This window comes from Kitasatospora sp. NPDC114501 (assembly GCF_055633695.1).
Genome location: NZ_JBVKDS010000010.1, coordinates 122,658 through 144,177, shown reverse-complemented (window position 1 = coordinate 144,177; position 21,520 = coordinate 122,658). Strand labels below are relative to the sequence as shown.

At 73.0% G+C, this 21,520-nt stretch carries 15 protein-coding genes; 8 read left to right on the top strand and 7 right to left on the bottom strand.

The window, feature by feature from the left end; all coding sequences use genetic code 11:
* Nucleotides 1-9: 9 nt before the first annotated feature.
* Complete coding sequence (locus ACZ7RU_RS20140; protein ID WP_470342287.1) at nucleotides 10-342, bottom strand: hypothetical protein; 333 nt, start codon at nucleotides 340-342, stop codon at nucleotides 10-12.
* On the opposite strand from ACZ7RU_RS20140, the gene ACZ7RU_RS20135 reads away from it, so the two are divergent.
* Nucleotides 341-781 (top strand): 2-thiouracil desulfurase family protein, encoded by a 441-nt coding sequence (locus ACZ7RU_RS20135; RefSeq protein ID WP_470342286.1) that lies wholly within the window; start codon nucleotides 341-343, stop codon nucleotides 779-781. The genes ACZ7RU_RS20140 and ACZ7RU_RS20135 overlap by 2 nt on opposite strands.
* A gap of 36 nt (nucleotides 782-817) precedes the next feature.
* On the opposite strand, the gene hemE is transcribed toward ACZ7RU_RS20135, so the two are convergent.
* Nucleotides 818-1,831 carry a uroporphyrinogen decarboxylase gene (hemE, locus tag ACZ7RU_RS20130; protein ID WP_470342442.1) on the bottom strand — a complete coding sequence of 338 codons (1,014 nt, stop codon included), beginning with the start codon at nucleotides 1,829-1,831 and terminating at the stop codon, nucleotides 818-820.
* 236 nt (nucleotides 1,832-2,067) lie between these two features.
* Here hemE and ACZ7RU_RS20125 point away from each other — a divergent pair, with 236 nt between their 5' ends.
* The 5 genes from ACZ7RU_RS20125 to ACZ7RU_RS20105 all read left to right on the top strand — a co-directional run bounded on the left by ACZ7RU_RS20125 (nucleotide 2,068) and on the right by ACZ7RU_RS20105 (nucleotide 8,871).
* Nucleotides 2,068-2,730 carry a DUF3000 domain-containing protein gene (locus ACZ7RU_RS20125; RefSeq protein WP_470342285.1) on the top strand — a complete coding sequence of 221 codons (663 nt, stop codon included), beginning with the start codon at nucleotides 2,068-2,070 and terminating at the stop codon, nucleotides 2,728-2,730.
* A 342-nt stretch (nucleotides 2,731-3,072) separates the two neighbouring features.
* Entirely contained in the window at nucleotides 3,073-3,789 is a 717-nt protein-coding gene (locus ACZ7RU_RS20120) for a response regulator transcription factor (protein WP_030288221.1), read from the top strand.
* 179 nt (nucleotides 3,790-3,968) lie between these two features.
* Entirely contained in the window at nucleotides 3,969-5,216 is a 1,248-nt protein-coding gene (locus ACZ7RU_RS20115; RefSeq protein WP_470342284.1) for a ribonuclease D, read from the top strand.
* Between the two features lie 287 nt (nucleotides 5,217-5,503).
* On the top strand, nucleotides 5,504-6,721 hold the full coding sequence (locus ACZ7RU_RS20110; RefSeq protein WP_387757939.1) for a thiolase family protein: 1,218 nt from the start codon (nucleotides 5,504-5,506) through the stop codon (nucleotides 6,719-6,721).
* A gap of 2 nt (nucleotides 6,722-6,723) precedes the next feature.
* Nucleotides 6,724-8,871, top strand: coding sequence for a 3-hydroxyacyl-CoA dehydrogenase NAD-binding domain-containing protein (locus ACZ7RU_RS20105; RefSeq protein ID WP_470342283.1), 2,148 nt, complete (start codon nucleotides 6,724-6,726; stop codon nucleotides 8,869-8,871).
* Between the two features lie 130 nt (nucleotides 8,872-9,001).
* On the opposite strand, the gene ACZ7RU_RS20100 is transcribed toward ACZ7RU_RS20105, so the two are convergent.
* From ACZ7RU_RS20100 to ACZ7RU_RS20090, 3 genes are all read right to left on the bottom strand, one after another.
* Nucleotides 9,002-10,528, bottom strand: a complete 1,527-nt coding sequence (locus ACZ7RU_RS20100) for an ArnT family glycosyltransferase (RefSeq protein WP_470342282.1) — start codon at nucleotides 10,526-10,528, stop codon at nucleotides 9,002-9,004.
* 208 nt (nucleotides 10,529-10,736) lie between these two features.
* The gene (gene dxs / locus ACZ7RU_RS20095) at nucleotides 10,737-12,644 is read right to left on the bottom strand and encodes a 1-deoxy-D-xylulose-5-phosphate synthase (protein WP_470342281.1); all 1,908 of its coding nucleotides are present in this window, start codon (nucleotides 12,642-12,644) and stop codon (nucleotides 10,737-10,739) included.
* Nucleotides 12,645-12,934: 290 nt separating this feature from the next.
* Nucleotides 12,935-14,113, bottom strand: coding sequence for an ROK family transcriptional regulator (locus ACZ7RU_RS20090; protein WP_470342280.1), 1,179 nt, complete (start codon nucleotides 14,111-14,113; stop codon nucleotides 12,935-12,937).
* Nucleotides 14,114-14,583: 470 nt separating this feature from the next.
* On the opposite strand from ACZ7RU_RS20090, the gene ACZ7RU_RS20085 reads away from it, so the two are divergent.
* Together ACZ7RU_RS20085 and pepN are read left to right on the top strand one after the other, a co-directional pair.
* Nucleotides 14,584-16,227: an outer membrane protein assembly factor BamB family protein gene (locus tag ACZ7RU_RS20085; RefSeq protein ID WP_470342279.1), complete on the top strand. Its 1,644-nt coding sequence runs from the start codon at nucleotides 14,584-14,586 to the stop codon at nucleotides 16,225-16,227.
* Nucleotides 16,228-16,391: 164 nt separating this feature from the next.
* Complete coding sequence (pepN, locus tag ACZ7RU_RS20080; protein WP_470342278.1) at nucleotides 16,392-18,971, top strand: aminopeptidase N; 2,580 nt, start codon at nucleotides 16,392-16,394, stop codon at nucleotides 18,969-18,971.
* Between the two features lie 123 nt (nucleotides 18,972-19,094).
* On the opposite strand, the gene ACZ7RU_RS20075 is transcribed toward pepN, so the two are convergent.
* Nucleotides 19,095-19,322, bottom strand: coding sequence for a hypothetical protein (locus ACZ7RU_RS20075; RefSeq protein ID WP_387757927.1), 228 nt, complete (start codon nucleotides 19,320-19,322; stop codon nucleotides 19,095-19,097).
* A gap of 20 nt (nucleotides 19,323-19,342) precedes the next feature.
* The gene (gene malQ / locus ACZ7RU_RS20070) at nucleotides 19,343-21,484 is read right to left on the bottom strand and encodes a 4-alpha-glucanotransferase (RefSeq protein ID WP_470342277.1); all 2,142 of its coding nucleotides are present in this window, start codon (nucleotides 21,482-21,484) and stop codon (nucleotides 19,343-19,345) included.
* Nucleotides 21,485-21,520: the final 36 nt, after the last annotated feature.

The window sequence follows — 21,520 nt, the reverse complement described above, 5'->3', positions numbered from 1 at the left end:
CGCAGGTCCTTACGCCGAACCCTCAATCCCCCGCACGCCCACCGCTCGACACCAGCCGTCCAGGTCGATCAGGATCGGAAACGGCACCCGCCGTTCGCGTTCCGGCACGAGCGCGTCCGACGTCTCGGTCCATCGGGATCCGACCCGGCTGTGCCGGCTCGTCTGCGGCCAGCCGCGGAACACCGCTGCGCCGTCGATCAGCTCGATGTGCTTGGGGGCGTCGGGCAGGTGGCCGAGGTCCTCGGCGTACCAGCCCTCCGCACGGGCGGGTACATCCGTTCCGGCAGCTCGTCCATGGGCCCGAACTGGTGGAAATGCCGTGTCCCGTACGCTGCTTCGCATGGAACCGATCGTGGTGAGCGCGTGTCTGGCCGGGATTCCCTGCCGGTACGACGGGCGGGCGAAGACCTCCGACGGCGCGGTGCGGCTGGTCGGGGAGGGGCGGGCCGTGGTGGTGTGCCCGGAGGGGGCGGGCGGGCTGCCGACGCCGCGGCCGCCGGCGGAGATCGTGGGCGGGGACGGCGCGGACGTGCTGGACGGGCGGGCCCGGGTGGTGGACGCCACCGGCACCGACTGCACCGAGGAGTTCCTGGCCGGCGCCCGGGCGGCGCTGGCCGCCGCCGAGGAGGCGGGGGCGCGGCGGGCGGTGCTGATGGCGCGCAGCCCGTCCTGCGGCTGCGGGCAGGTGTACGACGGGACGTTCACCGGGCAGCTGCGCCCCGGCGACGGGGTGACGGCGGCGCTGCTGCGCCGGGCCGGGATCGACGTCGCGGCCGGGTAGCCGGGCCCCCGGAGCCGGGGGCCCGTCACCGGGAGGTCAGCGCGCGCTGGCCTCGTGGACGAAGGCGACGAGGCGGCTGAGCGCGTCCGGGTCCATGGACGGCAGCACGCCGTGGCCGAGGTTGAAGATGTGGCCGCTGGTGCCGAGCGCCTGGGCGGCGTGCAGTACCTCGCGGGCCTTGGCCTCCACGACCTCGGTGGGCGCGAACAGCACCGCCGGGTCGAGGTTGCCCTGCAGGCCCTTGCCGGGGCCGACCCGCTCGGCGGCGACGTTCAGCGGCACCCGCCAGTCGACGCCGACGATGTCCGCGCCGGCCTCGCCCATCAGGCCGAGCAGCTCGCCGGTGCCGACGCCGAAGTGGATCCGCGGCACGCCGTAGCCGGCGACGGCGTCGAAGACCTTGGTGCTGGCCGGCATCACCGAGCGGCGGTAGTCCTCCGGTGCGAGCGCGCCGACCCAGGAGTCGAACAGCTGGACCGCCGAGGCGCCGGCCTCGATCTGCACCTTGAGGAAGGCCGAGGTGATGTCCGCGAGCCGGTCCACCAGGGCGGCCCACAGCTCGGGCCGGCCGTACATCATGGCCTTGGTGTTCTCGTGGTTCTTGGACGGACCGCCCTCGACCAGGTAGCTGGCCAGCGTGTAGGGCGCTCCGGCGAAGCCGATCAGCGGGGTCTCGCCGAGTTCGTCCACCAGCAGGCCGACGGCCTCGGTGATGTAGGGGACGTCGTCCGGCTCCAGCGGGCGCAGCCGCTTCAGGTCCTCGGCGGTGCGGATCGGGTCGGCGATCACCGGGCCGATGCCGGGCTTGATGTCGACGTCGATGCCGACGGCCTTGAGCGGCACCACGATGTCGCTGAAGAAGATCGCCGCGTCCACCTTGTGCCGGCGCACCGGCTGCAGGGTGATCTCCTTGACCAGCTCGGGCCGCATGCAGGACTCCAGCATGGGGATGCCCTCGCGGACCTTCAGGTACTCGGGCAGCGAGCGGCCGGCCTGGCGCATGAACCACACCGGGGTGTGCGGCACGGGCTCGTGCCGGCAGGCGCGCAGGAACGCGGAGTCGTGCGCGGCGCCGCGGCGCGCGGGGGTGGTCGGGCCGTCGTGGGTGGCCGCCGTCGTGTCTGCCGTAGTCTCGCTCACGCGTCAAATCTTCGCACGCGTGCCGGGCCCGGTTTCCCGGCCGGTCTCGTCGCTTCCTCCAGGATCTGTCCGGGTTTGCCGTTCCGGCACGCCGCTGGGAGAGAAGTTGCGGCGATAACCCCGTGCTTCGACCTAGTCTTCGGGGCATGGCAGCGGTCGGAGGGCACCCCGCACAGGGTGGCGGAGCAGGTGGCGGAGCGGGTCGCGAGGGGGCGCCGAGCGAGTTCCGGGCGGCGGTGGCGGCCCTGGACGGGGCGCGGCTGCGCCCCGAGGTGCAGCTCTCCCCCGCGCCCGCCCCGCGTCGGCTGGCCCCGTACTCGTTCGCGGTGACGGCCTCGGTCGAGGTGGACGGCGAGGAGCTGGCGGACGGCCGGCTGGTGCTGCTGTACGACCCGGCCGGGCAGGAGGCCTGGAACGGGGAGTTCCGGGTGGTCACGATGACCAGGGCCGAGCTGGAGCCGGAGATGGCCGGCGACCCGATGCTCTCGGAGGTCGGCTGGGCCTGGCTGCTGGACGCCCTCCAGGCGCACGGCGCCGGGTACGCGGAGCCGTCCGGCACGGTGACCCTGGCCGCGTCCCAGTACTTCGGCGGTCTGGCGGACCGCCCGTCCTCGACCGAGATCGAGATCCGGGCCTCCTGGACCCCGGCCGACGGCCGCTTCGAGCGGCACCTGGCGGCCTGGGCGGACCTGCTGTGCATCAGCGCCGGCCTGCCGCCGGCCACCCCGTCCCCGCAGGGGCCCGCCGAGGTTCCTTCACTCGGTGGAGTGGTCCCGATGCCGGCCCGGCGACGCCCCCGGTCGCACTGACGGGTGGCGTGCGGCCCGGACGGCGCCCGGAGGGCCGGACGCCACCCCCAGGGCTGACGGGGCACTCCCGCGGCTGACGGAGTGTGACTTCGGACCCCGCTCTGCGTCAATTCATCGGCCGATACCGACCGATTGGCATCGAATCTGATCGATTTTGTGCGAATACCGGGCATGTCGCATCAATCATTTGCGCGATTTGTCCGTATTGTTACTCACTAGATCGTGATCTTTCGCTAAAGCCGGGCACGGTTGCTGCCGAAGCAGACTGTGACCCTTTCCGAACGCGGAACACTCCGACCGCCCCCATCGGGGTTCCGTCCGCCACTCCCCGCAGGAGGCCTGGTGTCGGTCCTTCTTGAGCACCCCGCAAACGTGGTCGCCTACCGGCCGACCAAGCCCACCGCCATGGTGGTCATCGCCGATCCCCGCGTCCGAAACACCGTCACCCGCCACCTGTGGGCACTCGGTGTCCGGGACGTGATCGAGGTTTCCTCGATCGCCGAGGCCCGCCCCCGGGTCTCCACCCCTCGTGACATCTGTGTCGCCGACGTCCACCTCCCGGACGGTTCCGGGTTGACCATCCTCGCCGAGACCCGCGCCGCGGGCTGGCCCAACGGCCTGGCACTCTCCGCCGCCGACGACATCGGCGCGGTCCGCAGCGCGCTGGCCGGCGGCGTCAAGGGATACGTGGTGACCGGCACCCGGACGAACGTCGCGATGCCGGGCCGCCCGGGCCTGCCGCTCGGCGCCGCCGGGCTGGCCGGCCGGATGCGCCGCCCCGGGATGCCGGGCATGCCGGGCGCGGCCGGTGCGCCGGGCGCCCCCGGAGCCCCCGGAGCGCCGGGCCCGCAACAGGCCGCCTACCGCGAGCTCTCCGGCCGCGAGGTCGAGGTGCTGCGGCTGGTCGCCGAAGGGCAGTCCAACAAGGCGATCGGCGTGGCGATGGGCCTGTCGGCACTCACCGTGAAGAGCCACCTCGCCCGGATCGCCCGCAAGCTGGGCACCGGCGACCGCGCCGGCATGGTCGCGGTCGCGCTGCGCACCGGCATCATTCACTGAGCCGGACGCTCCGGACCGCTGCGGCGGCCGAGGAGGAACGTTTCCTCCTCGGCCGCCGCAGTGCTGTCCCCGCGACACGCCCGCCCGCCCCCGGGGCGGGCGGGCGTTCCCCCGGTCGAGTGGCAGTCTGACCAGTCCGACAACACTCCCGGCCGCGAGGACCGTCGTACCCTTGGGGGGTGACCGACGCCGTAGCAGCCATCCCAGAAGAAGCAGCCCCGGTCCCGCTCCTCGAGCCGAGGGAGGGGATCCCGCCCGTCGTGGCGGACGAGCAGGCGCTGGCCGATGTCGTCGCGGCCTTCGCCGCGGGCACCGGACCGGTGGCCGTCGATGCCGAACGGGCCTCCGGCTACCGCTACGGGCAGCGCGCCTACCTCATCCAGTTGCGCCGCGCGGGTTCCGGCTCCGCCCTGATCGACCCGATCGCCTGCCCGGACCTCAGCGCCCTCGGCAAGGCCGTCGAGGACGCCGAATGGGTGGTCCACGCGGCCTCCCAGGACCTGCCCTGTCTGGCCGAGGTCGGCATGAGACCCCGGCAGCTGTTCGACACCGAGCTGGCCGGGCGGATCGCCGGCTTCGCCCGGGTCGGCCTCGGGCCGATGACCGAGAACGTGCTCGGCCTGAGCCTGGCCAAGGAGCACTCCGCGGTCGACTGGTCCACCCGCCCGCTGCCCGAGCCGTGGCTGCGCTACGCCGCTCTGGACGTCGAGGTGCTGGTCGAGCTGCGCGACGCACTCGAACAGGAGCTGGACGCCCAGGGCAAGCTCGGCTGGGCGCTGGAGGAGTTCGCCTCGATCGCCGCCGCGCCCCGCCCGGCCCCGCGCACCGACCCGTGGCGCCGGACCTCGCAGCTGCACAAGATCCGCCGCCGCCGTCAGCTGGCCGTGGTGCGCGAGCTGTGGCTCGCCCGCGACCGGATGGCGCAGGACCGCGACGTCTCCCCCGGCCGGGTGCTCACGGACGCCGCGATCGTGAACGCCGCGCTGGCCATGCCGCTGAACATCGCCGCCCTCCAGGCCGTCCAGGGTTTCGGCCCGCGGGTGCACCGGCGCCAGCTGGAGCAGTGGCTGGCGGCCGTGCAGCGCGCCCGGGAGATCCCGGAGAACCAGCTGCCGCCAGCCGCCGCGCCGCACGACGGACCGCCGCCGCCGCGGGCCTGGGCCGAGAAGGACCCGGTGGCCGCCGCCCGGCTCTCCGGCGCGCGCAGCGCGATCAGCGAGCTGGCCGAGCGGTACCGCCTGCCGGCCGAGAACCTGATCACCCCGGACCTGGTCCGGCGGGTCTCCTGGCAGCCACCGGCCGACCCGGGCCCGGAGGGCGTGGCCGCCGCACTGCGCGGGCTCGGCGCCCGGCAGTGGCAGGTGGACCTGGTGGCACCCGCGATGGCCGCAGCGTTCGCCGCGGCCGCGGCCGCGACCCAGGACTGATCGCCCGGGTCCGGTCGCGGCGCGGGGCCGACCGCGGTCCGGGCCGACCGGCAACACGATGAAGGGGATGTCGTCCGTACGGGCGACATCCCCTTCGCCGTCCCCGGGAACGGCACTGCTGGTGGGACGGGGCGGGAACGTGTCCGGGGACACATGGTCAGATCACTCCGAGGGGCCTGGGCAGGTTGGTTACCGACGGGTAGCATGGCCGTGATGCGGCGCCGCTCGGGTCTTCGACGGCGGCAGTCCGCCCACCTCAAATGTTGGTCCCTGGGAGGAGAGCCCCCGTGCCTCGTACCGCGAGGGACGTCGTCTTCGTCGATGGCGTCCGCACCCCGTTCGGCAAGGCCGGCCCGAAGGGCATCTACCACGAGACGCGCGCCGACGACCTGGTCGTCAAGTGCATCCGGGAGCTCGTGCGCCGTAACCCGAACCTGCCCGTCGAGCGCATCGACGAGGTCGCCGTCGCGGCCACCACGCAGATCGGCGACCAGGGTCTGACCATCGGGCGCACCGCCGCCCTGCTGTCCGGCCTGCCGAAGTCCGTCCCCGGCTACGCGATCGACCGCATGTGCGCCGGCGCGCTGACCGCCGTGACCACCACCGCCGGCGGCATCGCCTTCGGCGCGTACGACGTGGTCGTGGCCGGCGGCGTCGAGCACATGGGCCGCCACCCGATGGGCGAGGGCGTCGACCCGAACCCGCGCTTCGTCTCCGAGAAGCTGGTCGACGAGTCCGCCCTGTTCATGGGCATGACCGCGGAGAACCTGCACGACCGTTTCCCGCACCTGACCAAGGAGCGCTGCGACGCCTACGCCGTGCGCTCGCAGGAGAAGGCCGCCAAGGCGTACGCCAACGGCGACATCCAGCCCGACCTGGTGCCGATCTCGATCCGCAACACCAACCCCGAGGTCGGCGAGACCGGCTGGGGCCTGGCCACCGTGGACGAGCCGCTGCGCCCGGGCACCACGATGGAGAGCCTGGCGGGCCTCAAGACCCCGTTCCGCCCGCACGGCAACATCACCGCGGGCAACTCGGCCGGTCTGAACGACGGTGCCACCGCCTCGCTGCTGGCGGCCGAGGACGTCGCCGAGGAGCTCGGCCTCCCGGTCAAGATGCGCCTGGTCTCCTTCGCCTTCGCGGGCGTCGAGCCCGAGGTCATGGGCATCGGCCCGGTGCCGGCCACCGAGAAGGCGCTGGCCAAGGCCGGTCTGACCATCGACGACATCGGCGCGTTCGAGGTCAACGAGGCCTTCGCCGTCCAGGTCCTGGCCTTCCTCGACCACTACGGCATCGCGGACGACGACGAGCGGGTCAACCCGTACGGCGGCGCGATCGCCTTCGGCCACCCGCTGGCCTCCTCCGGCGTGCGCCTGATGAACCAGCTGGCCCGCCGCTTCGAGCAGCGCCCGGACGTCCGCTACGGCCTCACCACGATGTGCATCGGCTTCGGCATGGGCGGCACCATCATCTGGGAGAACCCCCACTTCGAGGGTGGTAAGTGACGATGAGCAACACCACTGAGCTGCTCCAGCGCGGCGCCGAGCTGTTCCCGGGCGAGGTCGTCACGACCGCGCACGTCCGCCACCTGGACCTGCCGCTGCAGGCCGGCAAGCTGGCGCTGATCACCCTGGACAACGGCTTCGACCACACCAAGCCGACCACCTTCGGCCCGGGCTCGCTGCTCAAGCTGGACGAGGCGCTGGACCAGGTCGAGGCCGAGGCCGCCGAGGGCAGGATCGTCGGTGCGGCGATCACCGGCAAGCCGTTCATCTTCGCGGTCGGCGCCGACCTCAAGGGCGTCGAGCTGCTCCAGCAGCACGCGGACGCGCTGGCCATCGGCAAGGGCGGCCACGAGGTCTTCAAGCGGATCGCCGCGCTGCCCGTCCCCACCTTCGCCTTCTACAACGGCGCGGCGATGGGCGGCGGCGTCGAGGTCGGCCTGCACTGCGACTACCGCACGGTGTCGGCGGGCGTCCCGGCGTTCTCGCTGCCGGAGGTCTTCCTCGGCCTCGTCCCCGGCTGGGGCGGCTGCACCATCCTGCCGAACCTGATCGGTGCCGGTAAGGCCGTCAAGGTCATCATCGAGAACTCGATGAACCAGAACAAGCAGCTCAAGGGCAAGGACGTGTTCGAGCTGGGGATCGCCGACGCGATCTTCGAGCCGGCCGACTTCCTGGAGCAGTCGCTGCTGTGGGCCGCCAAGGTCCTCAAGGGCGACCACGTCGTCGAGCGCGAGGCGATCGACCGTGGCAAGGCCTGGGACGACGCCGTCCTCTGGGGCCGCATGGTCGCCGACGGCAAGGTGCACGGCGCCGCCCCGGCCGCCTACAAGGCGCTGGACATCATCGCCGCCGCCAAGGACTTCGACCTCGCGGACAAGGCCAGTCTGCAGGCCGGCTTCGACGCCGAGGACGCGGCCCTGGCCGACCTCATCATGAGCGGCGAGCTGCGCAGCGGCATCTACGCCTTCAACCTGGTGCAGCGCCGGGCCAAGCGCCCGGTCGGCGCGCCGGACAAGTCGCTGGCCCGCCCGGTCACCAAGGTCGGCGTCGTCGGCGCCGGCCTGATGGCCTCCCAGCTGGCACTGCTGTTCGCCCGCCGTCTGGAGGTGCCGGTGGTCCTCACCGACATCGACCAGGAGCGCGTCGACAAGGGCGTCGGCTACGTCCACGCCGAGATCGACAAGCTGCTCGGCAAGGGCCGGATCGGCCAGGACAAGGCCAACCGCCTCAAGGGCCTGGTCTCCGGCTCGCTGGACAAGGCCGCCGCCTTCGGCGACGCGGACTTCGTCATCGAGGCCGTGTTCGAGGAGATGGGCGTCAAGCAGGCCGTCTTCGCGGACCTGGAGAACGTGGTCTCGCCGACCTGTGTGCTGGCGACCAACACCTCCTCGCTGTCGGTCAGTGAGATGGCCTCGAAGCTGAAGCACCCCGAGCGGGTCGTCGGCTTCCACTTCTTCAACCCGGTCGCGATCCTGCCGCTGCTGGAGATCGTCCGCGGCGACGCGACCGACGACGCCTCGCTGGCCACCGCCTTCGCGGTGTCGAAGAAGCTGAAGAAGACCTCGGTCCTCTGCAAGGACCGCCCGGCGTTCGTGGTGAACCGGATCCTGACCCGCTTCATGGGCGAGATCCAGGGCATCATCGACGAGGGCACCCCGATCGCCGACGTCGAGAAGGCCGTCGAGCCGCTCGGCCTGCCGATGTCCCCGATCGTGCTGCTGGAGCTGGTCGGCCCGGCCATCGCCCTGCACGTCTCGGAGACCCTGCACGGCGCCTTCCCGGAGCGGTTCACCGTCTCCGAGAACCTCGCCAAGGTGGTCAAGGCCGGCAAGCGCGGCTTCTACACCTGGACGGACGGCCAGCAGGTCCTCGACCCCGAGGTACTGGAGCTGCTGACCTTCGGCGACTCGGTGCTCACCGAGGAGCAGGTCCGCGCCCGCGCCCTGGACGCCGTGGCGCAGGAGATCGGCCTGATGCTGGAGGAGGGTGTCGTCGCCGAGGCGCAGGACATCGACCTCTGCATGATCACCGGTGCCGGCTGGCCCTTCCACCTGGGCGGGATCACCCCGTACCTGGACCGTGAGGGCGTCTCGGAGCGGGTGAACGGCAAGCGCTTCCTCGCCCCCGGCGTGGCCTCGGTGCCCGCGTAAGGCACACCCGGCCCGTACACGGAGGAGCCCCGGTGACCGCATGGTCGCCGGGGCTCCTCCCTGTGTACGGGGTCACCGTCGGACGTCGCGTGTACGGAGTCGTCGACGGAACTTCCCGTGGACGGCGGTCTCAGTGCTTGAGGCGGTAGACCACGGTGTCGGCGAAGACGCCGACCATCTCGTAGTGGGTGTCCAGCAGGTTCTCGATCCGCGGGACCATGACCGGCTGGTACGGGGCGATGCCGGAGTCGTCGACCACGACCTCGGGCAGGCCGTTGGCCAGCTCCTTGTCGAAGGTCTGCCAGGCGTTGGCGACGCTGAACTGCTCGCCGACGTTCTGGTTGCCGTCCTTGCCGCCGCTGTAGTTGGTGAGGAAGCCGGCCGTCAGGTAGCGGGTGGCGGGTTTGCGGTCGGCCAGCCAGTACAGCTCGGGGTGCATGCCCCAGACCAGCAGGGTGTCCTTGGGGGTGGTCTGGGCGGCGATGGCGGTGGCGACCTCGGTGGTGCGGTTGAGCCGCTCGCCCGGCCAGGCCAGCGCCAGGCCCCAGAACACCGTCGCGGCGGCCGTGGTGTACACCAGGACAGGCTTCCAGCGGACCGCCGAGGTGGCGACCGCCCCGGTGCCCAGCAGCACCAGCGGCGGCATCAGCTGGAGGTAGTAGTGGCCGAAGAAGTGGAAGCCCACGCTGACGGCGACGACCGAGGAGAGCAGCCAGACCCACAGGTCGGTGGTCGAGCCGTGCTCCTCGCCGGCCACCGGCAGCGGGCGGTGGCGGCGCTTGAGCCAGAGCCGGCGCCCGACCGGGAGCAGGAAGCCCAGGCCGGCCCCGGCCAGGATGGCCGAGTTGCCGAGCGCCCGGCCGACCATCTGGAGCCAGGCGCCGCCGAAGGAGGCGTAGTCGCCGCTGCCGGTGACCACCCAGAAGAGGAAGCCCTTGGGCTTGGTGAGGATCACCGCGACCAGCGCTATCGGCAGGATGAAGCCGAACCCGATCTTGAACAGCGCGGGCGGCCAGCGCACCCCGCGCCGGCGGGCGTCCTGGAAGAGCATCCAGAGCACCGGCAGCAGCACCGCGCCGCCGGTCTGCTTGGTCAGTGAGCACAGGGCGACCGCGATGCCCGCGGCCAGCCAGCGGCGCCGTTCGGCGTACCGGAAGGCGGCCACCATGGCGGGCAGCATGAAGACCTCGAAGGTCGCCGCCTGGGTGTCCTCCGGGGAGAGCCCGATGGAGACCAGCAGGTAGAGCAGGCCGGCCCCGGCCCCGGCCCGGTTGCCCCAGCGCCCGCGGGCGATCGAGGCCAGCAGGATCGCGGTGACCAGGTGGGCCACCACCGCCAGGGTGCGCAGCGGCCAGAGCGAGGCGGAGCCGAAGACCGCGAAGCAGGCCTGGTAGAGCCAGGGCAGCAGCGGCGGCTTGCGGTCCACCACGGTGTCGTACAGCACCCCGCCGTCCGCCAGCATCCGGGCCTGGGTGGCCAGGAAGCCCTCGTCCGGGCTCCAGACGGGCCGGGCGAAGGAGGGGATGTGGGTGAGCAGCGCGACCAGGGCGAGCACCGGCACCAGCCTGGTCCAGTACCCGGTGAGTACACGGGTACGGACGCGCTCGGGCAGGCGCTCGGCCAGTCCGGTGAGGCGGAGGCGGGTGGGGGTCGGCACGGGTGACAACCTACCGGGCGGGATCGGCGCCGGTGGCGCCGGTCCCGCCTTTCAGTGCGATTGTCAGCTTGTTTCGTGACGAACTGTTACGAAGTTACGACGAACAGTCGGCGGCGAAACGGGTGACCGGTCCGACACGAACGGACCGCCGGTCCGTCCGCCGGGCCCGGCGCAGCCCTTCCACCGGCGCTTCCGTCCGCTTCATTCGTCAGGCCTCGACCGGCGCCGCGTCCAGCTTGGCCACCAGCGCCGCCACCTTCCGGGCGATGTCCGGGCCGTTCAGGCCGATCTCGGCCAGGATCTCGGCCCGGCTGGCGTGGTCCAGGAACTCCTGCGGGATGCCGAAGTCGCGCACCGGGAGGTCCACGTCCGCGTCCCGCAGCGCCTGCGCCACGGCCGCGCCGACGCCGCCAACCCGGCCGTTGTCCTCGATCGTGACGACCACCCGGTGCTCGGCGGCCAGGCCCGGAAGGGCCGGGTCCACCGGCTTGACCCAGCGCGGGTCCACCACGGTGGCGGTGACGCCCTGGGCGGCCAGCAGGTCGGCGACCTCCAGGCTGGTGGGGGCCATCGCGCCGACCGAGACGATCAGCACGTCGGCGCGGTGGGCGCCGGAGGGCTCCTCGGCGGCGCGCAGCACGTCCATGCCGCCGATCCGGCCGACCGCGGAAACGGCCGGGCCGACCGTGCCCTTCGAGTAGCGGACCACGGTCGGGGCGTCCTTGACCTCGACGGCCTCGCGCAGCAGCGCGCGGACCTGCTCGGCATCGCGCGGGGCGGCCAGCCGCAGGGTCGGGATGATCTGCAGCATCGACATGTCCCACATGCCGTTGTGCGAGGCGCCGTCGTCGCCGGTGACCCCGGCCCGGTCCAGCACGAAGGTGACGCCCAGCTTGTGCAGGGCGACGTCCATCAGGACCTGGTCGAAGGCCCGGTTCAGGAAGGTCGCGTAGACCGCGAACACCGGGTGCAGGCCGTTGGTGGCCAGGCCGGCGGCGCTGGTGACGGCGTGCTGCTCGGCGATGCCGACGTCGAAGATGCGGTCCGGGAAGGCCTCGGCGAACGGGGCCAGGCCCACCGGGTGGAGCATGGCGGCGGTGATGCCGACGATGTCCTCGCGCTCGTGGCCGAGCGCGACCATCTCCTCGGCGAAGACCGAGGTCCAGCTCTGCCCTCCGCCGCTCTGGATCGGCAGGCCGGTCTCCGGGTGGATCTTGCCGACCGCGTGGAAGCGGTCCTCGTCGTTGTTCTCGGCGGCGTGGTAGCCGCGGCCCTTCTCGGTGAGGCAGTGCACGATCACCGGGCCGCCGAAGCCGCGCGCCTTGGTCAGCGCGGACTCCAGCGCGGTCAGGTCGTGGCCGTCGATCGGGCCGATGTACTTGAGGCCGAGGTCCTCGAACATGCCCTGCGGGGCGATGAAGTCCTTGAGGCCCTTCTTGGCGCCGTGCAGCGTCTCGAACAGCTGCTGGCCGACCACCGGGGTGCGCTGGAGCGCCTCCTTGCCCCAGGACAGGAAGCGCTCGTAGCCCTGGGTGGTGCGCAGGGTGGCGAGGTGGTTGGCCAGGCCGCCGATGGTCGGCGAGTACGAGCGTTCGTTGTCGTTGACGACGATGACGAGCGGGCGGTCCTTGGCGTCGGCGATGTTGTTGAGCGCCTCCCAGGCCATGCCGCCGGTGAGCGCGCCGTCGCCGATCACCGCGACGACCGGGTCGCTCTTGCCCAGCAGCTGGTTGGCCTTGGCCAGGCCGTCGGCGTACGAGAGCACGGTGGAGGCGTGCGAGTTCTCGATCACGTCGTGCTCGGACTCGGTGCGGGACGGGTAGCCGGACAGGCCGCCCTTCATCCGCAGCCGGGAGAAGTCCTGGCGGCCGGTGAGCAGCTTGTGGACGTAGCTCTGGTGGCCGGTGTCGAAGAGGATGCGGTCGCGCGGCGAGTCGAAGACCCGGTGCAGCGCGATGGTGAGCTCCACCACGCCGAGGTTGGGGCCGAGGTGTCCGCCCGTCTTGGAGACCTCGGTCACCAGGAAGGTCCGGATCTCCTGGGCCAGTGCGGCCAGCTGGCCGGGCGTGAGCCGGTCGAGATCGCGCGGTCCCCGAATGCGGGTCAGCAGGGCCACCCGTTCCTCCTCGTTCAGTGTTCGCGGACCACGGACGGTCCGGCGGGCGTCGCTGCCCGGTCCGGCGGCAGGCCGACGGTCCCGGCCGGTGCCGACCGGTCGAGTCTAATGTCCGCCTGCCGGACACCGAGCGGCGCGCCCGGTGCCACGGTTCGGCCACCGCCATTCCGGGAGGTCGGGCGGGGGAGGCGGGTCAGGCCGGATTGACGTACGGACGTTCGGGCGCGCCGATGCGGTCGGTGCGGCTGTTCGAAAGCGACCCGGGGCGGCCGTGCCCGCGGCCACCGGCCTCAGGCGCGGCCCAGCGCGCCGGACTCCCCCATCTCGCTCATCACCAGGGCCAGCGCGCCGAGCACCTCGGCCCGGCCGCCGAGGGTGCCGGGGACGACCGAGAGCTGCCGGGCGGCGCTCGGGATCGCGTAGCGGGCCACCGAGTCCCGGATCGGGGCGAGCACCAGCTCACCGGCCTCGGCGAGGTCCCCGCCGAGGATCACCCGGCGGGGGTTGAGCAGGTTGCACAGGGTGGCGACGCCGGTGCCGATCTGCCGGCCCGCGTCGGCGATCACCCGGCGGCAGCCGAGGTCGCCCTGGTGGGCCAGCTCGACCACCCGGGGCAGGCTGAGGTCCGGGCCGAGGGTGGAGACGAGCAGCGAGAGCAGGTAGCGGGAGCCGACGAAGGTCTCCAGGCAGCCGCGGTTGCCGCAGCGGCAGACCGGCCCGGCCTCGTCCAGGGTGATGTGCCCGATCTCACCCGCGGTGCCGCCCGGGCCGCGGTAGATCTGGCCGTTCACCACCAGCCCGGCGCCGACCCCGCTGGCGACCTTGATGTAGGCGAGGTCGCTCAGCCCGCGGCCCGCGCCCCAGACCAGCTCGCCGAGCGCGCCCAGGTTGGCGTCGTTGTCCACGTGCACCGGCATGCCGAGCCGCTCGGCCAGCTCCCGGCCCGGGGCGATGCCCGTCCAGCCGGGCAGGATCGCGGTGGAGCCGAGCGCGCCGGTCTCCACGTCGATCGGGCCGGGCACGCCGAGGCCGACGCCGATCACCTTGTCGGGGCGGAACCCGGCCTGCGCCAGCAGCCGCTCCACCATCGCCTCGGCGCGGTCGAAGCCCTGCTGGGCGGAGACGTCGACGTCGATCGGGGCGCTCTCCTCGGCCAGCACCCGGTGGGCCAGGTTGCCGACCGCGACGCGCAGGTGGGTGTGGCCGAAGTCGATGCCGACCACGATGCCGGCGTCCCCGCTGAGCGAGACGCTGCGGGCGCGGCGGCCGCCGGAGGAGGTGTCGGCGACCACGACGGTGCCGCCCTCCTTCAACTCCCGCACGATGTTGGAGACGGTGGCCGCGGACAGGCCGGTGCTGCGGGCGATCTCGGCCTGGGTCAGCGAGCCGGCCGTCCGCACCGCGCGGAGCACCCGTTCCAGGTTCGCCCGGTGCAGCGAGGACTGCGAGCCCGGTGTGTCCGTCGACATGATCCACCCTCCCACGGCGGGGACCCCTCCGCCGGGCGTCCCCTTCAACTCCTGAAGGGTACGGCCCGGGGGCCCGGACGGGGGCCCCGGCCGGAGCCGGCGGGCGCACGGGGGAGCGCGGACGGCGGACCACCGGCGCGGACCGTGGCGCGGGGCGCGGGCGTGGGGGCGCGGTGATCGGGGGGTGAAGGTGTTGCACGGCCTGGACCTGCGCGGACGGCGATCCGCGGTCCTGGCGGCGGCCCAAATCCGCACACCACTACCATGGTGCCCAATTCTCACCCGTCCCATCGGAGCCGGACGGCACCGACAGGGGGACGCTTCCAGACATGACGGGGAATCAGATGGCAGGGGATCACCCTACGCCGGGGGCAGGCGAAACGCCCGGCAGCGGTCCGCAGGACAACCGGGGCGTCTCGTTCGGGCGCCCGCCGGGCGGTGGTGTCGATCCGGCCGCCGTCGCGGACCAGATGACGCAGCTCGACGGTGCGGCCGTGCCGGGCCCGGCCGCACCCGCGGGCCCGCCGCCCGCCCAGCCGCCGGCACCACCCGCGCAGCCGCCCGTCGGCAGCCCGGAGTACGCGGCGTACGCGCCGACCGCGACCGGGTTCCCCACCCAGGCCCCGCCGACCGGCGCCGCGCCGGTCGGCCCGTACGACCCGGTCCCCGGTGCCCCGTACGGCGCCCCGGACGCCGGGCAGGGCTACAACACCGGCGGCTACAACTACCAGCAGCAGCCGGGTTACAGCTACCCGGTCGCGCCCGTCGCGCCCAAGCAGCGCAACCCCGTGATGCTGTGGGGCGGGATCATCGGCGGCGTGCTGGCGATCGCGATCGTGATCGCCCTGGTCGTCCTGCTCAAGGACCCCGACCCCAAGCCCGATCCGGGCCCGGGCCCGGTCGCCAGCGGCGGCACCGACAACGGCGGGACCAGCGGCGGCCCCGGCCCCGGCACCAAGGGCGGCACCTTCACCGTCGCCTGGAGCGCCCCCAAGCCGGCCACCTCGGACAGCTCCAGCCAGCTGCTCGGCGTCTGGGGTACCGACAAGCTCGCCGTGCGTGCCGACAGTTCCGGCATCAAGGCCTACAACCTGACCGACGGCAAGGAGGCCTGGACCATCCCCGTCCCGGCCGGCAGCAAGGAGATGTGCACCGCCTCGTACGGCGCCAACTCCAAGGGCATCGCCGCCGTCTCCTTCAACACCGGTGACAGCGACTGCTCCACCGTCGGCGCCGTCGACCTGGCGCAGGGCAAGCTGCTCTGGAGCGTCAAGGTCTCGGCCGACCGGATGTCCTCGCCGACCCTCAGCGTCACCGAGAACGTGGTCGCCGTCGGCGGCAACATGGTCGGCGCCCTGAGCATCGCCAACGGCCAGCCGGCCTGGCAGTACCAGCCCCGCGACAAGGACTGCATCCTGCGCGCCAAGGCGGCCGGCACCCAGATCGCGGTCAGTGACCGCTGCTACGGCACCAGCGGCCCGAAGTCGCAGCTGGTGATCGTCAACGCCGAGACCGGCAAGCCGGCCAGCACCCCGATCACCCTCACCGGCAGCATCGAGGAGGTCGACGCGGTCGTCCAGGACAAGCCGCTGGTGCTGCTGATGACCAACGGTCCGCAGGGCGACTACGTCCTGCCGTTCGACAAGGACAACAAGCCGGGCAACCAGATGTCCGTCAAGGAGCCCGGTTCGGACAGCCTGCGGCTCTCCGGCCAGGACGAGGCCGTCACCCGCAACGTGGTCAGCGGCACCACGCTGTACGTCCAGGTCAGCGGCAGCAAGTCGGGCATCAACGCCTACGACCTGAACACCGGCAAGCGGCTGTGGGCGGCCAACTCCGGTTCGGCCAGCAACGACATGCGCCTGGTGGCCGGGACCGACAAGGACGGCAAGGTCCGCGCGATCGTCGACCAGGGCTACGGCAAGCCGGCCCGGCTGGTGACGCTCTCGCCGACCGACGGCTCGCTGTCCGACCTGGGCACCCTGGCCATGCCGAGCAGCATGAGCATCGGCAGCAGCAGCACCGAGTACCTGATCTCGGACGACGGCGCCGCGGTCTACGCGTTCCGCCGCTACAGCGCCAGCGACGGTCCGCTGACCAAGTGGAAGAAGTGACGCCGGGGGCGTGAACCCCCCGTCGTGAACCGACACGGCGACCCACCCGGGCGGGGTGGGCCAGGGCTGACCGCCCGGGCCCGCCCCGCCCGCGGTTTTCCGGCCGCCCGGTCCGTTGGACGTGCGAGGATTCGGACCATCAGTCTGACAAAGGAGTGCAGCGAGTGCCCGGCACAAACCTGACCCGTGAGGAGGCCCGCACCCGGGCCGACCTCCTCCACGTGGACGCGTACGACATCGAGCTCGACCTCGGTTCGGCCCGCGAGGGCGGTACCTTCCGGTCCACCACCGTGGTCCGGTTCACCGCCACCACCCCCGGCGCGGAGACCTTCATCGACCTCGTCGCCCCGAGCGTCGAGGAGATCACCCTCAACGGCGTGCGGCTGGACCCGGCGAGCTTCGCCGACAGCCGCATCCCGCTGCCGGGCCTGGCGGCCGAGAACGAGCTGCGGGTCGTCGCGAACTGCGAGTACACCAACACCGGTGAGGGCCTGCACCGGTTCGTCGACCCGGTCGACGGCGAGACCTACCTGTACACCCAGTTCGAGGTGCCGGACGCCCGCCGGGTCTTCGCCAACTTCGAGCAGCCCGACCTGAAGGCCGCGTTCGCGTTCACCGTGACCGCGCCCGCGGGCTGGGTCGTGGTCTCCAACTCGCCGACCCCGGAGCCGGTCGGCGAGGGCGACACCCGGGTCTGGACGTTCGAGCCCACCGGCCGGATCTCCAGCTACATCACCGCGCTCGTCGCCGGCCCGTACGTCGGGGTCTTCGACACCTACGAGAACGGCGAGCAGAAGGTGCCGCTGGGCGTCTACTGCCGGCCCTCGCTGCGCGAGTACCTGGACCCGGAGGCCGTCTTCGAGGTCACCAAGCAGGGCTTCGACTACTTCCAGGAGAAGTTCGACTTCCCGTACCCGTTCGCCAAGTACGACCAGCTCTTCGTCCCGGAGTTCAACGCCGGCGCGATGGAGAACGCGGGCGCCGTCACCCTGCGCGACCAGTACGTGTTCCGCTCCAAGGTCACCGACGCCGCCTACGAGGCCCGCGCCGCGACGATCCTGCACGAGCTCGCCCACATGTGGTTCGGCGACCTCGTCACCATGGAGTGGTGGAACGACCTCTGGCTCAACGAGTCCTTCGCGACCTTCGCCGAGGCCGTCTGCCAGGCCGAGGCCCCCGGCTCCAGGTGGCCGCACTCCTGGACCACCTTCGCCAACCAGATGAAGACCTGGGCGTACCGGCAGGACCAGCTGCCGTCCACCCACCCGATCATGGCGGAGATCAACGACCTGGAGGACGTCCAGGTCAACTTCGACGGCATCACCTACGCCAAGGGCGCCTCGGTGCTCAAGCAGCTGGTGGCGTACGTCGGCCAGGACGCCTTCTTCCAGGGCGTCCAGGCGTACTTCAAGCGCCACGCCTGGGGCAACACCCGGCTCAGCGACCTGCTCGGCGCCCTGGAGGAGGCCAGCGGCCGCGACCTCAAGGCCTGGTCCAAGGCCTGGCTGGAGACCGCCGGCATCAACGTGCTGCGGCCGTCCGTCGTGCTGAACACCGACGGCGAGATCGAGTCCTTCGCGGTGCTCCAGGAGGCCCCCGCGCTGCCCGCCGGCGCCAAGGGCGAGGCCGTGCTGCGCCCGCACCGCATCGCGATCGGCCTGTACGAGCTCGACGGTGACACGCTGGTGCGCACCGACCGGATCGAGCTGGACGTCGACGGCCCGCGCACCGAGGTGCCCGAGCTGGTCGGCCGGCACCGCCCGGCCGTCGTGCTGCTGAACGACGACGACCTCTCGTACGCCAAGATCCGGCTCGACGAGGACTCGCTGGCCGTCGTCACCGAGAACCTCGGCGGCTTCACCGAGTCGCTGCCGCGCGCGCTGTGCTGGGCCTCCGCCTGGGACATGACCCGCGACGGCGAGCTGGCCGCCCGCGACTACCTGTCGCTGGCGCTGTCCGGCATCGGGCGCGAGAGCGACATCGGCGTGGTGCAGTCCGTGCACCGCCAGGTCAAGCTCGCCCTCGACGCCTACGCCGACCCGGCGTGGCGCGAGGAGGGCCTCGACCGCTGGGCCGCCGCCGCGGAGGAGCACCTGCGCGCCGCCGCGCCCGGCAGCGACCACCAGCTGGCCTGGGCCCGCGCCCTCGCCGCGGTCGCCCGTACGGACGGTCAGCTGGACCTGCTCGCCGGGCTGCTGGACGGCTCGGCCGAGGTCAAGGGCCTCGCGGTGGACACCGAGCTGCGCTGGACCCTGCTGGTGCGCCTGGCGGCCACCGGGCGGGCCGACGAGGCGCTCATCGCCGCCGAGCTGGAGCGGGACAACACCGCGGCCGGCCAGGAGCACGCGGCCACCTGCCGCGCCGCCCGGCCGACCGCCGAGGCCAAGGCGGAGGCCTGGGCGTCGGTGGTGGAGTCCGACAAGCTGACGAACTATGTGCAGGAGGCCGTCATCGCCGGCTTCCAGCAGTCCGACCAGCGCGAGCTGCTCGCGCCGTACGCGGCCAAGTACTTCGCGGCGGTGAAGCACGTCTGGGAGACCCGCAGCCACGAGATCTCGCAGCAGATCATCGTCGGGCTGTACCCGGCTCTGCAGGTGACGCAGGAGACGCTGGACGCGACCGACGCGTGGCTGGCCTCGGCCGAGCCGGCGCCGGCGCTGCGGCGCCAGGTCGTCGAGGCGCGGGCGGGCGTCGAGCGCGCGCTCAGGGCCCAGGCGGCCGACCGTGCGGCGGGGGCCCGCTGACGGACCCCCGGAACCACAGAGGGGCGCCGGATCGTCCGGCGCCCCTTCGGGGTCGTGCGGGTCCTGGTGGACGCGACGGTCGGCCTGCTCCGCGGAGGTGCCTTGAGGAGGTGCCTCGAGGAGTTACTTCTTCTTGCCCTTGCCGTACGGCAGGCCGGCCAGCCCGGCGATCAGCGCGAAGGCCACGAGCGGCAGAAACACGTACAGGCCGAGGGTCTCACCGACACTCAGGCCGGAGCCCGGGTCGTCACCGTCGTCCCGGGCGAAGGCCATGGCGGGCGACGTCAGCAGCATCATCAGCGTGACCGTTGCGGAGACCGCGCCGGCTCGCAAAGCGTTCCTCTTGTCCACGTTTCCAACTTACCCGCCGCTTACAGGGGCGCGCGCGTCGGGGTCGGCCTGGCGGAGGCGGCCGGGGCGAGGAGCTGGGCGAGCAGGACGGCGGCGGGGGCGGCGGCGAGGCGTTCGAGGGTGACCGGCGCACCGGAGCCGTCGGCGACCGGAAGACGCCAGTTCGGGTACTGGTCCCAGGTGCCGGGCAGATTCTGCGGGCGCGGGTCGCCGACGAGGTCCGGCAGCCAGACCCCGACCAGCTCCGCCGGGGTGGCCCGCAGGAAGCGGTACAGCAGCGGCGCCGTCAGCGGCTCGTCCTCGGCGAGCAGCCCCAGCCGCGCCAGCTCGGCCCGCCAGTCCACCAGCTCCGCCGCCGCCTGCGCCTGCTCCTCCGCCAGCGGCCGGGCCAGCAGGCCCAGCCGGTGACGCAGCTCGACGTGCTCGCCGGAGAGCCGGGCCGCCGTACTGGGCAGGTCGTGGGTGGTGAGGGTGGCCAGGCAGCCCGGCCGCCAGCGGTCCGGGCCGAGGACCGGTGCCCCGTCGGCCTGCCAGTCCCGCTCGAACCAGAGGACGGAGGTGCCGAGCACCCCGCGCGCCGCCAGCTCCTCCCGAACGCCCGGCTCCACCGTGCCGAGGTCCTCGCCGATCACCGCCGTCCCGGCCCGGTGCGCCTCCAGCGCCAGCACGCCGAGCATCGCCTCCGGGTCGTAGCGCACGTACACGCCCTCGGTCGGCGGGTGGCCGTTCGGCACCCACCAGAGCCGGAACAGGCCCATCACGTGGTCGATCCGCACCGCCCCGGCGTGCCGGGCGGTGGCCCGCAGCAGCTCCGCGAACGGGGCGTAGCCGGCCTCGGCCAGCGCGTCCGGGCGCCAGGGCGGCAGGCCCCAGTCCTGGCCGTGGGCGTTGAAGGCGTCCGGCGGGGCGCCGACCGAGATGCCGGCGGCCAGCACGTCCCGCAGCGCCCAGGCGTCCGCGCCGTCCGGGTGGACGCCGACCGCCAGGTCGTGGATCAGGCCGACCGGCATGCCGGCGTCACGGGCCGCCCGCTGGGCGTGGGAGAGCTGCTGGTCGACCTGCCAGGCGAGCCAGCGGTGGAACTCGACCCGCTCCCCGAGCTCCTTCTCCGCCTGCCCGACCTGTGGGCCGTCCGGGTGACGCAGGCCCTTCGGCCAGTGGTGCCAGTCCGCGCCGTGCTCCTCGGCCAGGGCGTTCCACAGCGCGTGCCGACGCAGCCACTCGCCCTCGCGGCGCCGGAACGCCTCGTACTCGGCCTGCCGCCCGGGGCCGCGCGGCACCTCGTGCAGCAGTTCCAGGGCCTCTCGCTTGAGCCGCCACACGGCGTCCCGGTCGATCAGGGCGTCGTGGACGAGCACCTCCTCGCGCAGCCGGGCGGCGCGGCGGGTCAGCTCCTCGGCCTCGTCGCGCGCGCCGTCCTCCAGGTACGCGTACTCGGGGACGGCCTCGATCCGCAGGTGCACCGGGTCGGCGAAGCGGCGCGAGGACGGGCGGTACGGGGAGGGGTCGGACGGGCTGGTGGGCACGCCCGCGTGCAGCGGGTTGATCTGCACGAAGCCCGCGCCGAGACCGGCCCCCGCCCACCGGACCAGCTCACCGAGGTCGCCGAGGTCGCCCATGCCCCAGGAGCGCTCGGACAGCACCGAGTACAGCTGGGCGAGGAACCCCCAACTACGGCCGGGGAGCTGCGGCAGCCGCTCGGGCGCGACGACCAGCGCGGCCCGGGCGGTCCGGCCCTCGCTCTCCGCCGTGAGCACATGGCGCCCCAGCGGCAGGTCCCCCGGCACCCAGTGCGAGTGCCCCCGCGGCAGCTCCCAACTCCCGCCGTCCTCCAGCTCCACCCGCAACCGGGCGTCCGCCGGCACGTCCAGCGCCGTCCGCCTCCCCTGCCGCACCACGACGCACGGCGGCAGCAACCGGGCCCGCTGCTCGGCCCGGTGACGCTCCAGCGCCTCCCGCACCTCCTGCGGCGACCCGGCCGCCACCCCCATCGCCCCCAGCACCGCCACCAGCGTCCGCGCCCCCACCGCCTGCCCGCCCGGCCCCGGGTACCGGGTGTCCACCCCGTACGCCTGCGCCAGCGCCACCAGTTCGGCGGGCGGCGGCGGAGCATCCTGCGCCGGCACCTGCTCGGCTCCGTCACTGTCGTGGTAAGCGGCCACTCGCGGCTCCTGCGATGTCTCGGCGACGCCCGGTCA

What these genes read in the sequence shown, in the direction of transcription:
- ACZ7RU_RS20135 (WP_470342286.1), top strand. Translation starts at nt 341, where the DNA reads ATGGAACCGATCGTGGTGAGCGCGTGTCTGGCCGGGATTCCCTGCCGG.
- ACZ7RU_RS20140 (WP_470342287.1), bottom strand. Translation starts at nt 342, where the DNA reads ATGCGAAGCAGCGTACGGGACACGGCATTTCCACCAGTTCGGGCCCAT.
- ACZ7RU_RS20125 (WP_470342285.1), top strand. Translation starts at nt 2,068, where the DNA reads ATGGCAGCGGTCGGAGGGCACCCCGCACAGGGTGGCGGAGCAGGTGGC.
- ACZ7RU_RS20105 (WP_470342283.1), top strand. Translation starts at nt 6,724, where the DNA reads ATGAGCAACACCACTGAGCTGCTCCAGCGCGGCGCCGAGCTGTTCCCG.
- ACZ7RU_RS20090 (WP_470342280.1), bottom strand. Translation starts at nt 14,113, where the DNA reads ATGTCGACGGACACACCGGGCTCGCAGTCCTCGCTGCACCGGGCGAAC.
- ACZ7RU_RS20085 (WP_470342279.1), top strand. Translation starts at nt 14,584, where the DNA reads ATGACGCAGCTCGACGGTGCGGCCGTGCCGGGCCCGGCCGCACCCGCG.